Here is an 11165-nt window from a genome sequence, read left to right on the forward strand (position 1 = left end):
CGGCACCACCCACCGACCGCCAACTGGTGGCTCCCCCATCCCGATCGCCACACACTGCGGACCAGGAACTGATCAACACCCACAAACCGTCTGTCAAACAACGCTTGCCGGTGCTGTCGCAGCGGTCCGAGGTGCTCGGGACCGCCGATGCCAACGGCGTCTTCATGGCCGGCCTGATCCTCGCCGGTACCTCTCCGTCGACGGAATCATCGTGACCGACCCGGACGGCGACGATCCCCGGCTTCAGCCTCTCGCCGGACTCGGCATCCCTCTGGTCTCGCTCGGCCAGGGCGCCGGCGCTCTCGTGCCGCACCACGTCACCGCCGACCCCGAGCACACCATGCGGCAGTTGCTGGACCGTCTCGCGCAACAAGGCGCCACCCGCATCCAGCTCCTGGTCCCCCACGCAGGGTGGGAGTGAACTCGACTATCCGTCTCCGTCTACCGGCGCTGGTGCGCCGCACACGACACCGCCCCGCGACCGCACTGGTCGGCCCGGCCGGTACGAGCACCGAAGCCGGGCTCGCGGACGCTGCCTACCAGGCTGCCCGGCACGTGCTTGCTGGCCTGGACCAGCCTCGCTCGGCGACCTGGAGACGGGGGACGTTGAGGTGGGTCCGGTTGTCAGTGAGCCAGGAACTCCTTGGCGTTGTCCGCGGATCCACTCAGCCGCTCGCTGTCGGACTACTCGGGCCATTCGGCAGGGGTAAGTCCTCCGTCGTGCGTCTACTTGCGGTCGAACTGAGAGATCAAGACAAGTGGGCGATCCTGCACTTGAGTGCTATCAAGAGGCCGAGAGGCAATCGTGCGTGTCGGCCCGCTCATCTCGGCACTCCCTCACGGAAAAGCCCGACAGCGCTCCCCATAACCTCGTGGATGAAATCGCCCCTGTGCTCCGTGATGCCACCGCTGACAGCGCTACTGCAATCGGCCACGCCGTTCAGCCCGCACCTGATATCGCCAAGGTTCTGCGGCGCACCCTGCATGGACAGAGCAAGACTGCCGCGGAGAAGGAACGGGCCAGTGCCTTCAAGCAGGCGGCTGGCATGTTCGGAGGGCCATGTTTACTCTGCGCCTGAGCTGCAGGGAAGCACTGACCGGATTGCTTCACGGTTACGACACCCAGAGCAAAGAACACCAGGCCAGCCTTCCGGTGGCCCACGTCAGCGTATGCCGTCGCCCGCTCCCTGCCGGCAGCAGCTCCGATTCTTGTCTCCGAGGCAAGGGCCGGCCCGTTGCTATCGGCTCGCACTGTCAACCCTCACTCGATGTGTCGAAAACTGGCAACTGCTCAGCTCTGCTTCTCAAAAAGACAAAAGGTGAGAGGACTTCGTACTTGGCGGTCGGCCGTGGTCGGCGTGCCGAAGTGAGGATACGCACCACAATCGCATGGGTGTGCGACTGGGGGAAGTCGGTGGGACTCCGGCGCTGACCTGCAACCGTGCGCGGCCCTGGCAGGCCGCGAGTCGGGTAACCCGGCGCATATCGCGACCCGCTTCCCGCTGTCACGGTCTGCGGCGCGAAGCCGAGAGCCTGATTTAGGTGCCCCGCCAGACGTGTGTCGCGTGCTCCGCGACGTCATCTGTCCGGGATGCCCGTCCGTGTGCGTGGCGGTGCGCGCGGGTGCCGGCCGTGTTCGGGTGCCTGGAGCGCAACGATGCCTCCAGGCATCCGACTTCAGGCTCGAGACCTACCTGTCCGACGTCCCCGGCATGAACGCCTTCTTCGTCTGACGAGAACCCAGGTTCCGAACACGTCCTGCCGGACTCGAGCGATGGAGGCCCTCGACCAACCTGCCTGATAGGTCGTCTCGTTCTCCCCACCGACGTGGGGTGATCCCCCACTGGATGGGGCGGCGGCCGTTGAGGGCGAGTTCTCCTCACCGACGTTGGGGGTGATCCGCGGCCCAGGTCGGGGGAAGCCGCCTGGTTTCCGATTTTTTGCAGCCTGCGCCGCTCGATCCGTACCCATGTGCCGCGGCTCGTAGAAGCACCGAGTGAGCGGCGGTTGCGCACTAGCGTCCCCCGGTCGAGATGCATTCCAAGCGAACGCTCGACCTCGCCGAGCACCTCATCGATCGGCTCAACTCGCAGGCCAAAGGGGGACAATAGTGGGCGCAGAAGACGACACTGGACCTCCTTGGCGAGGGACCGACGCTAGCAAGAAGCCAGCTCTTCCGGTCCTGAGAACAAGAAGACGTGACCCGCCAGAAAGTCGACGAGCGGTGCGGGGTTGCCGCCATCGTGGTGCACGATGGGCGAGTACCACTGGTGTGGCTCAAGGTCCTGGAGCCGAATGGGGCCGGCATCACGGCCTATGAGAAGGCTGGGTTCTGCCCTGCCGGACGATTCCGGCTGTTGCGCCTCCGGCTCGGTCGCGAAGCGAAAGACGCCTCCGTGCGACCACCTGCCGGAACGGATGCACATCGCACCGCTTTATCACCACGCTCGTTAGAGGTAGGGCCGTGTAGCCGCTAACTCCAAAGGGAAGGGCGCTTAGGGAAAAGCTCAACCATGACTTCTCGCGCACGCTCATCAGGCACGACGGGAGCTTGGTACTCAGCTTTCCGAACGTGATCGAGAAAATCGCCTGGAAGGGCAATGCGGTAACGCGAAAGGTAGTGAGCGAGGTCAACGGGCCAGACCCATTCGCCGTCTGTCACCAGTGACCCGTCGCCACTGACCCACTCGTCCTGGGAGATGACATCGCGCTCAGCGCCCATGGTGCTGAAGATCTCCTCGCCGCCCTTGAGGTAGGAGAGAATTCGATCTTCATCAGGTGCGGGCGGGCCATCCATGGCTTTGCGGTCATTCGGATCACGGGCGCCAGGCTACGGCCCCTTCCCCAGAGAGCCGTACGGCCCGTACCGCGCGCATGAGGCAGGCCGGCGGCGGGAGATGCCCCGCTGCCCCTCATGAGTGACCGCCTGCGCGAAAGGGAGGGAGCGTGCGCGCCAGGAAGTCCAGGATTCGGCAGTGCCATTGCGCGGCATTGCATGCAGGGGGGCAGACCCGGTTACGGGGGATACCGAGCCTGCCCCGGCACAAAGGCGCCTGCTGCCTCCCCCGGGCGGATGGGCGCCATAACCCCGCCCGGGGGCACTCCTGTCAGCGCGCCGCACGTCAGGGGTGTCATGGATGGAAAGACTTGATTGCGAGACCGCCACTCTTGTGCAGGCGCGGCACTTATCGCCGTTACAGCTCGATCGTGGAAGGCGCACACACCCATCAGGGATCCGTGGCCGTCGCCGCGTGCGAGGTGCCCATGGCGGGCTGGCCCTCATACCCCGACGGCAGTCTCGGGCCGCAGACCCCTCGGGCGAGCCTGCGGCAGGGTCACTTCCCCAGGAAGGCGAGGAGCGCGGTGTTGACCTCTTCCGCGTGGGTCCACAGCAGGCCGTGCGGGGCGCCCTCGATCTCCACGTAGTCGGCGGACGGGAGCGCCTTGTGGAACGGCCGCGCGGTTCCCTCGACGGGCAGGATCCGGTCGCCTGTGCCGTGCAGGATCAGGGCCGGCACGTCGATGGCCGGGATGTCGGCCCGGAAATCGGTGTACCAGGTCGACGGCGCGGCCGCGGCGGCGAAGAAGCCGCCACCCGCTGACACGTTCCAGCTGTTGCGGACCGCTTCCTCGCTGATCTTGGTACCGAGGTTCTCGTCCAGGTTGTAGAAGTCCTTGTAGAACTCCGTGTAATACGCGTAGCGGTCCGCCTTGACAGCCGCGACGATGCCGTCGAAGAACTCCTTCGGGGCGACCCCGTCGGGGTTGTCATCCGTCTTGAGCAGGCAGGGCTCCAGCGAAGCCAGGAAAGCGACCTTGGAGACCCGGGCGGAGCCGTAGGCGGACACGTAGCGGGCGACCTCACCGGTGCCCATCGAGAAGCCGACCAGGACGGCGTCCCGCAGGTCGAGGGTCTCCATCACCGTGTTCAGGTCTGCTGCGAAAGTGTCGTAGTCGTAGCCGGTCGTCGGCTGGCTCGACTGCCCGAAGCCGCGGCGGTCATAGGTGATCACGCGGTAGCCCGCGTCCAGCAGCACGGCGCTCTGCCGCTCCCAGGAGTGGCCGTCGAGCGGGAAGCCGTGGATGAGGACGACCGGCTGGCCGGTGCCGTGGTCCTCGTAGTAGAGGTCGATGCTGGTGGAGTTTTCTTGACCCACGGTGATGTACGGCAAGATCTCGTTCCTTCTTCCGGAGTGACTGGCGCGCGCAGGACCACGCTCCGTCTCGATGGGGGACGGCGCTGTACGGACGGCATCGGCACATCGGCTGCCGACGTCCGGGCATTCGTGGCATGCGCGGTGCGGTATGTCAGCACGCTAGGGCGAACGTTCCACCGCGTGTTGTCATCGAGCGCACCTCTTCTTGCCTGGGAGTGCCAGGATGGGACGTACTCCGGCACGCTGCTGTGCAAGGCTCCTCGAAAGCGTCCCTCGCCGGCACTCCCCGCGGGCGCCGACGGACCACGGGCGATGCACCGACAGACAAGTCGCCTCCTCCGGTCGCCCCTAATGTGCTGTTCGCGCCTGCGGTCCATCCCCGGACCGGACGCCGCGCGCGCCGATCCGGCGCGGCGAAGCAACTCGGCTGAGGCAGCGTTCGTTTCTCCGCCGCCACTCGCACCCGGCAAGGCAGTGAACCCGTTCCCAGCCGGCTGGCAGTGCAGCGCCAATCGCCATGACATCAAAAGGGAGTTGTGCCTTGTCCCGTTCCGACAGCCCGACCGTCGTCCTGGTCCACGGTGCCTTCGCCGACGCCTCCAGCTTCGCCCGCGTCATCCCGGGCCTGATCGCCCGCGGCCTGGACGTGGTGGCGCCGGCGGTGCCCAACCGCAGCCTGCTCGGCGACTCCGCCTACATTGCCTCGATTGTCCGTCAGATACCTGGACCTGTCGTCCTGGTCGGACACTCCTACGGCGGTGCCGTCATCACCGTCGCCGGCGTGGAGGACAACGTCAGAGGGCTGGTCTACCTGGCCGGTTACGCCCTGGAAGAAGGCGAGAGCCTGGGCGAGCTGCAGGGCGGCTTCCCCGACTCCGACCTCGCCGCCGCGCTCGTCTACACCCCCTTCCCGATCGAGGGTTCCTCTGCTCCCGGCACCGATGTGTCGGTCCAGATCGAGAAGTTCCCGTCCATCTTCGCCGCCGACGTCGACCCCCGCCTCGCCTCCGTACTCGCCGTCTCCCAGCGTCCGCTGGCCGCTCAGGCATTCAGCGAGAAGGCACCGAAGGCGGCTTGGAAGACCAAGCCCTCGTGGGGTGTGGTCGCCACAGCCGACCACACCATCAATCCGGATGTGGAGCGTTATGGCTACCAGCGGGCCGGCATGAGGACCGTCGAGGTCGACTCCTCGCACCTGGTGATGCTCGCCCGCCCCGAGCGCGTCATCCAGCTGATCGAGGAGGCCGTACGGGCCACCGCCGCCGACTGACCCGGCTTCTCCCTCGATCGGTGGCCGCCGGGCCCGGACTGCCGGTCGGCGGCGGTTCCTCCGCCACCCGGGCGCTCATGGCCGGGCTCCGCGGGCCGGCATCGGTACGTGGCGCCTTCGTTGCAGCGGGTAGGACTGGTGCCGCCCTCCAGGGGAAGGCCATCGCCGCCGCGTGGAAGGAGATCCCCAGTTGGTATCTCGTGGCTACCGAGGACCGCAACATCCCACCGGCCGCCGAGCAGTGGATGGCCGAACGGGCCGGCGCCCGGACCATCACGGTCCGCGCACCCCACGCGGTCGCCGTGAGCGACCCCGGCCCCGTTACCGATCTGATCCTGCGCGCTGTCTGCTGAGCGGGCAGAGGCAGCGATCACCCACGTGAGGACCGACTGTCAGGGGAGGCTGTGACACGGTGCTTGCTCAGGATGGAGACCCGGTTGAACGCGTTGATGGCGATCGCCACCCAGATCACCGCGGAGATCTCGTCGTCGTCGAGGAGCTGGCGAGCGCATTCGTAGGCGCGTTCCTGCGCGACGGCGTTCGCGGGTTCGGTGGTTGCCTCCGCCAGGGCGAGTGCCGCTTGCTCCCGCTCCGTGAACAGTTCGGTGTCGCGCCACGCGGCCAGCACGCCCAGACGCTGGGCGGTCTCGCCGGCGCGCAACGCGGCCCTGGTGTGCACGTTGAGGCAGTAGGCGCAGCCGTTGATCTGTGACACACGGAGGTTGATCAGCTCTACCAAGCTACGGTCCAGCGCCGCCTCGGCGGCGACCGCACGGACTGCTTCCGCCGTCTCGACCAGTGCGTGGTACGCCTTGGGGCTCTGCTTGTCGATGAAGACCCGCCGGGTCGCCGGATCTGCTGTGGTGTCACTCAATCTGGACTCCTTCGGGGCCGCCCCCGGCCTTCGCTCGCTCCGCAGCGCATACGAGGGGACACGGACTTACTATCAGGCATGATTGTTGAATATGAAATCACATTCGGATGGAGAGGACGCTCGATGAGCAACGTCGAAGTGGATCCCACCGCGCTGCGCTGCGCTACCGGCGACCACGGCCAGCCCGCGCCGCAGGTCGACGTGCTGTCCGCGCGGGACGTCCCGTTGGGCGGCCCAAGAGCGATGACGGTGCGGCGCACGCTGCCGCAGCGGGCCCGAACGCTGATCGGGGCCTGGTGCTTCGTCGACCACTACGGCCCGGACGACGTCGCCGACACGGGCGGCATGGACGTCGCTCCCCATCCGCACACCGGTCTGCAGACCGTGAGTTGGCTGTTCAGCGGGGAGATCGAGCACCGCGACAGCCTGGGCAGCCACGCGTTCGTACGGCCCGGCGAGCTGAACCTCATGACGGGTGGGTACGGCATCAGCCATTCGGAAGCCTCCACCGCCGGCACCACGATCCTGCACGGCGTCCAGTTGTGGGTGGCTCTGCCCGAAGAGCACCGGCACACCGGCCGTGACTTCCGGCACTACGTGCCGAGCCCGGTGCGGATGGGCGGGGCGGAAATCAGAGTGTTCCTGGGATCCCTCGCAGGTGACACTTCCCCGGTGCGGACGTTCACGCCTCTGCTCGGCGCCGAACTCGTCCTCGATCCGCGCTCGACGACCACCCTCCCGGTGCATACCGACTTCGAGTATGGCCTGCTCGTCGACCAAGGGGACGTCCGCATGGCCGGAACACTTCTGCGCCCGGCGGAACTGGGCTACTTCGGCACCGGAAACGACACGCTGACGTTGACGAACGAGACGGACGGCCTCGCTCGGGCGGTCCTGCTCGGTGGGACTCCGTTCGAGGAACAGATCGTCATGTGGTGGAACTTCATTGGCCGCAGCCACGAAGACATCGTCGAAGCCCGGCAAGCCTGGGAGAGCGCATCCGACCGCTTCGGCAGCGTCGACGGTTACTACGGCGACCGCCTTCCCGCGCCCGCCCTTCCGAATGCCACCATCGCGCCGCGCAAGAACCCGACGCACCACTGAAAGGCTCACGATGACACAGCCCGCCGCCGCTCCGACCGTTCAGCGAGTCGACGCCAAGCACCGGTACGAAATCCTGGTCGACGGCACAACCGCCGGCCTCACGGCGTACCGTGACCACGATGACCAGCGCGTCTTCTACCACACCGAAATCGACGACGCCTTCGCCGGGCAGGGCCTGGCCTCGCTCCTCGTCCAGCAGGCCCTGAGCGACGTACACGCCTCCGGCAAACGCGTCGTACCGGTCTGCCCCTACGTGGCGAAGTTCCTCACGAGGCACGACGAATTCGCAAACGTAGCCGACCCCGTGACCCCCGAAGTCCTGCGGTGGCTGAAGACCGTGCTGGCGCAGTGACCTCCGCGCTACCACCTGCTCCCCGGGGTTTCCGGTCCAACGGTCACACCGAGCGAGGCGGTGTCCACTCGGTGGACACCGTCCTCGGTCTCCGCTGCGAGGGGCGCGCTCCGCTGGCCTATCTCTCATCTCTCACGGAGATGACTGACATCCCGAACCCTCGTCTCGGATGACGAAGCGCTGAGGGGTGGATCGGCGCTTATGCCTGCGTGACGGCATCGAAGAAGCTGCCGGCCACTCCACAGCGCATCCTCCGCGCCCGTGCCTTCTGGACCACGGTCTCCTTCGTCCTGACCGGCCCTCGCTTCCACTACTCGTCGGTCGGGGTCGGTGTGTTCGCCCTCGTCGGCGCGGCCGGAGCGGCCATCGCCCCGTTCGCCGGGCAGGTAGCTCCGGGTGCCCTACAGGGTGCGGTCATTCAGGCCCAGCTTGCCCTTCAGCTGGCCGCGCGAGGTGATCCCGAGCTTCGGGAAGATGCGGTACAGGTGCGCGCCGACCGTGCGCGGTGACAGATACAGCTGCTGGCCGATCTCCTTGTTGGACAGGCCGTCCGCCGCGAGCTGGGCGATCTGCAACTCCTGAGGTGTGAGCAGGTCCCAGTCGCTGCGGCTTTGCCGCTTGCTGCCCTCGCCCGCCGAGCGGAGTTCCTGGCAGGCCCGTTCGTGCCACGGTTCCACGCCGAGGGACGCGAACGACTCCCGGGCGATCCGCAGCGGAGTGCGGGCTTCCATCACGCGGCGACGCCGTCGCAGCCAGGCGCCGTGGGCGAGCATGAGCCGGGCGCGAGCAAAGGGCGCACGGGACATGTCCAGATCGAACGCCGATCGGAAGTGTTCTTCCGCATGCTCGTCGTCAGCGAGCAGCGCCTGAGCGAATCCCAGGTTGATCCGGATCAGTTGGGCCTCGCTGGCCCCGGTGGACGTGACGAGTTGGTGCAACGCGGCCTTCGCCATGGCTCGTTGCTCATCGCCCGTGGCAGCCTCGGCCAACTCCGCGATGGCGATGGTCTGGAGGAACGGATGGTAAGCCGGGTCGACCGGGTCGAAGACCCGCCAGACGCAGTGGAACGCCTCGGCGTGGTCACCGGCGGCGAGGCCGATGAGACCACGAGTGATCTGGATGAACGCAAGATTGGAGGGGTGGGCCACGGACAGCCCTCGGCCCTCCGCCTCTCCGATGACGGCGAGCGCCGTCTCCAGATCTCCGTGCAATGCGGCGAACTGCGCCTTCGCGATCCGCGCACCGGTCAGCCAGCGCGGCTGGGCGTTCTCCTCGGCCAGCCGCATCGCCTCGGCCACGGCCGGGAGTCCGGTCTCCCAGTCGACGGTGTGCACGGCGCTGAGGGCGAGGGACACCAAGGTCTGGGCCAGCAGGCCCAGACGGCCCTGGCCACGCAGGCCGGCCGCCGCGTGCCGGAGAAACCCGGTGGCGCGGTCGTACGCGTTCGCCATCGTGGCCGCCGTGCCCAGGGTGGCGGCGGCCTGAATGTCGTACCCGCCCTGACGCTCCAGACGCTCCAGGCGGTCGAGTACCGTCGCCGCGCGCTCCACCGGGGTGGCCGCCGCCAGCGTGTACACCAGGTCCGGGTGGAGTTCCGAAACGGGGAGCCGCTCGGCCGCGGCCACGACGCGTTCCCGCAGTTCCCGTCCGGGGTCCGACCACCAGCACCGCCGTGCGGCTGAGCGCAACAGCCGTAGGGCGAGTTCGGGATCGCCGGCATTGGCGGCCCGCTCCGCTGTGGTGATCAGCAGATGGAGCCGGGGTGTGCTCGTGTCGACATCCACTTCGAGGCCCTCGCGCAGCTGGAGCAGGCGGGCCCGCTCCAGCACACCGAGTTCCAGCTGGTCGGCCTGGTGCAACAGGCTTGCCGCCCGATCTGTCCGGCCGAGTTCGAGGCCCAGTTCCGCGGCGCCCAGAAGGCGGGCCACTCTTCCGGAAGGGACTTCGCTCAGTGCTGTGGCGCGTTCCAACGCCGTCAAGGCCACCGTGGCGGCGCCACGCCCGCTCGCTCGGCGAGCCACCTGGTCCAGTTGCCGCGCCACCGCCTCGTCGGGACGGCCGATGGCCGCAGCCCGGTGCCAAGCCTGCCGATCAGGCTGTCCGTGAAGGGTGTGGGCAAGTGCGCCGTGGGCGGCGAGGCGGTCCGCGAGCGTTGCCGAGCCCAGGACGGCGGAGCGCACCAAGGGATGGCTGAAGCCGATGCGGAACTCGTCGACGGACACCAGACCCGCTGCTGTGGCGGGCTCCAGGGAGCGTGCGGAAATCTCGGTGCCCGCAAGTGCCGAAGCGGCGGTGAGCACTTCGGTCAACGCACCGTCGTCGTCGGCGGCGGTGATGAGCAGCACCTGGCGTGCGTCGGAAGGAAGATCGGCCAGCCGCGAGGCGAAAGCGCGCTCAAGTCGGGTGGTGAGGGGGAGCGTCGGCGAAAGCGCAGACTCGGAGGCCACCCCGTCCGCCCTCAGGGTGATCGGGAGCTCGATCAGCGCCAGGGGGTTGCCGACGGACATCTCCGCCACGAGGCGGCGTACTGCTGGGGCGAGACCGGGGTTACGGGCGTCCAGCAGCGCGTCGGCCGCGGTTGGCTGCAGAGGCTTGAGGTGCAGCTCGGGGATGTCGGGGGCGCCCGGCCATGCCGTGCGGCCTTCTTGGCCTGCAAGGAGCAGGCCGAGCGGTTCGGCACCCACGCGGCGCGCGAGGAACCCGAGCACGTCCAGGGTCGGCCTGTCGAGCCACTGGGAGTCATCCACGACCAGCAGAACGGGGGCTTCGGCGCTCGCCTCCCCGAGCAGGCTGAGCGTGGCCAGGGCGATCATGAAGAACTGGGGTGCGGAGGCACTGGACGACGGCTCCGCCATGCCGAAAGCGCCCAGCAGCGCATCCGCCTGAACAGGGGGAAGGCGCGAGACGCGGTCCGTCATGGTGTGGGTCAGCTGGTGCAGCCCCGCGAACGGCAGATGGGTCTCGGCTTGTACCCCCGATGCCTTGAGGACGGTGAATCCTGAGTTCCGGGCCCGGGTGACGGCGTGGTCCAAGAGGGCGGACTTGCCAATTCCGGGGGCTCCTTGAACCAGTAGCGCACTGCCGCGCTCGGGCAGTCCGTCGACCACTGCGTCGACGGTCGCCAGCTCCTCATCCCGACCGAACAGTTTGCTGCCCGACATCCTTTGTTCCCCTGCGCCGGTGTTCTGACCTGGACAGTTGCAGTCTATGTGCGCGCAGGGAACACCAGAGAGTGCGGTGAGTCAAATGCCCTGGGCGCCTCGCTCGCTCACAGTCGCTTCGCAGTCATCATGCCGACGACGTAAGTCATCCCGTCTTGCAAGGTGGTCGGTGCTGAGCCGACTACTTGAGCGGTGGTGGGGCCCGGCACACGACTAGCGGGAGGGCGCCCATGACATCTGTGATCGA

The 11165-nt window shown here is 67.7% G+C and carries 9 protein-coding genes, 2 pseudogenes and 1 riboswitch; of the genes and pseudogenes, 6 read left to right on the top strand and 5 right to left on the bottom strand.

Going from position 1 to position 11165, the window contains the following annotated elements:
* Positions 1 to 215, top strand: a pseudogene (locus AC3EUV_RS32400) (hypothetical protein); the annotation flags it as partial.
* On the top strand, positions 212 to 421 hold the full coding sequence (locus AC3EUV_RS32405) for a LacI family DNA-binding transcriptional regulator (protein WP_432146078.1): 210 nt from the start codon (positions 212 to 214) through the stop codon (positions 419 to 421). The pseudogene AC3EUV_RS32400 and the gene AC3EUV_RS32405, both read left to right, overlap by 4 nt.
* A 942-nt stretch (positions 422 to 1363) precedes the next feature.
* Positions 1364 to 1494: riboswitch (cobalamin riboswitch) on the top strand.
* Between the two features lie 431 nt (positions 1495 to 1925).
* Here the strand turns inward: AC3EUV_RS32405 and AC3EUV_RS32410 are convergent.
* The 3 genes and pseudogenes from AC3EUV_RS32410 to AC3EUV_RS32420 form a co-directional block, all read right to left on the bottom strand.
* Positions 1926 to 2120 (bottom strand): annotated as a pseudogene (locus AC3EUV_RS32410) (hypothetical protein); the annotation flags it as partial.
* 353 nt (positions 2121 to 2473) lie between these two features.
* Positions 2474 to 2797, bottom strand: a complete 324-nt coding sequence (locus tag AC3EUV_RS32415) for a hypothetical protein (protein WP_432146076.1) — start codon at positions 2795 to 2797, stop codon at positions 2474 to 2476.
* A 538-nt stretch (positions 2798 to 3335) separates the two neighbouring features.
* Positions 3336 to 4172 carry an alpha/beta fold hydrolase gene (locus AC3EUV_RS32420; RefSeq protein WP_432146075.1) on the bottom strand — a complete coding sequence of 279 codons (837 nt, stop codon included), beginning with the start codon at positions 4170 to 4172 and terminating at the stop codon, positions 3336 to 3338.
* Positions 4173 to 4698: 526 nt separating this feature from the next.
* Between AC3EUV_RS32420 and AC3EUV_RS32425 the strand changes: the two genes are divergently transcribed.
* Positions 4699 to 5427, top strand: coding sequence for an alpha/beta fold hydrolase (locus tag AC3EUV_RS32425; protein WP_435604476.1), 729 nt, complete (start codon positions 4699 to 4701; stop codon positions 5425 to 5427).
* Positions 5428 to 5447: 20 nt separating this feature from the next.
* Complete coding sequence (locus AC3EUV_RS32430) at positions 5448 to 5780, top strand: alpha/beta fold hydrolase (RefSeq protein ID WP_432146073.1); 333 nt, start codon at positions 5448 to 5450, stop codon at positions 5778 to 5780.
* Positions 5781 to 5797: 17 nt separating this feature from the next.
* On the opposite strand, the gene AC3EUV_RS32435 is transcribed toward AC3EUV_RS32430, so the two are convergent.
* A complete protein-coding gene (locus AC3EUV_RS32435; RefSeq protein WP_435604477.1) occupies positions 5798 to 6301 on the bottom strand; it encodes a carboxymuconolactone decarboxylase family protein in 504 nt (167 codons plus the stop codon).
* 123 nt (positions 6302 to 6424) lie between these two features.
* On the opposite strand from AC3EUV_RS32435, the gene AC3EUV_RS32440 reads away from it, so the two are divergent.
* Together AC3EUV_RS32440 and AC3EUV_RS32445 are read left to right on the top strand one after the other, a co-directional pair.
* Entirely contained in the window at positions 6425 to 7405 is a 981-nt protein-coding gene (locus AC3EUV_RS32440; protein WP_432146071.1) for a pirin family protein, read from the top strand.
* 10 nt (positions 7406 to 7415) lie between these two features.
* Positions 7416 to 7757, top strand: a complete 342-nt coding sequence (locus AC3EUV_RS32445) for a GNAT family N-acetyltransferase (protein ID WP_432146070.1) — start codon at positions 7416 to 7418, stop codon at positions 7755 to 7757.
* 401 nt (positions 7758 to 8158) lie between these two features.
* On the opposite strand, the gene AC3EUV_RS32450 is transcribed toward AC3EUV_RS32445, so the two are convergent.
* Complete coding sequence (locus AC3EUV_RS32450) at positions 8159 to 10918, bottom strand: ATP-binding protein (RefSeq protein ID WP_435604478.1); 2760 nt, start codon at positions 10916 to 10918, stop codon at positions 8159 to 8161.
* Between the last annotated feature and the right edge of the window lie 247 nt (positions 10919 to 11165).

The organism is Streptomyces sp. bgisy130 (genome assembly GCF_057708345.1).

Excerpts from the sequence above, each read along its gene's own strand:
- AC3EUV_RS32415 (WP_432146076.1), bottom strand. The coding sequence starts at position 2,797 with ATGGATGGCCCGCCCGCACCTGATGAAGATCGAATTCTCTCCTACCTC.
- AC3EUV_RS32440 (WP_432146071.1), top strand. The coding sequence starts at position 6,425 with ATGAGCAACGTCGAAGTGGATCCCACCGCGCTGCGCTGCGCTACCGGC.
- AC3EUV_RS32445 (WP_432146070.1), top strand. The coding sequence starts at position 7,416 with ATGACACAGCCCGCCGCCGCTCCGACCGTTCAGCGAGTCGACGCCAAG.
- AC3EUV_RS32450 (WP_435604478.1), bottom strand. The coding sequence starts at position 10,918 with ATGTCGGGCAGCAAACTGTTCGGTCGGGATGAGGAGCTGGCGACCGTC.